Genomic DNA, 349 nt, shown 5'->3' on the forward strand with positions numbered 1-349 from the left:
GCCAACCAGACAAAGCAAGGCTCGTCAAAGGACTAAGAGATCAGCATCCGCTCGCTTTACTACTACTCATTGCAGGTATAGCAAGAAGCAGCTTTTACTATCATGTACATGCATTAAAAGCTGATGATAAGTATGCCGATCTTAAACAGCGTATCAGTGGCATCTATCATCACCATAAAGGTCGGTATGGCTATCGTCGAATCACCCAGACACTTAAGAGTGAAGGGTTAAGGTATAACCACAAGCTCATCGCGCGGCTTATGAACGAGCTTAAGCTTAGTGCAAGAATCAGAAGGCAGAAGTATCGATCTTATAAAGGACAGTGTGGCGTCATTGCCAAGAATAGAAT

At 43.6% G+C, this 349-nt stretch carries 1 protein-coding gene; it reads left to right on the forward strand.

What is annotated here, in order from left to right:
- A partial coding sequence (locus B2866_RS12610; RefSeq protein WP_296194887.1) for an IS3 family transposase occupies positions 1-349 on the forward strand: 349 nt, incomplete at both ends.

Origin of the sequence: Psychrobacter sp. UBA3483 (assembly GCF_002377905.1) — a bacterium.
GTDB lineage: Bacteria > Pseudomonadota > Gammaproteobacteria > Pseudomonadales > Moraxellaceae > Psychrobacter.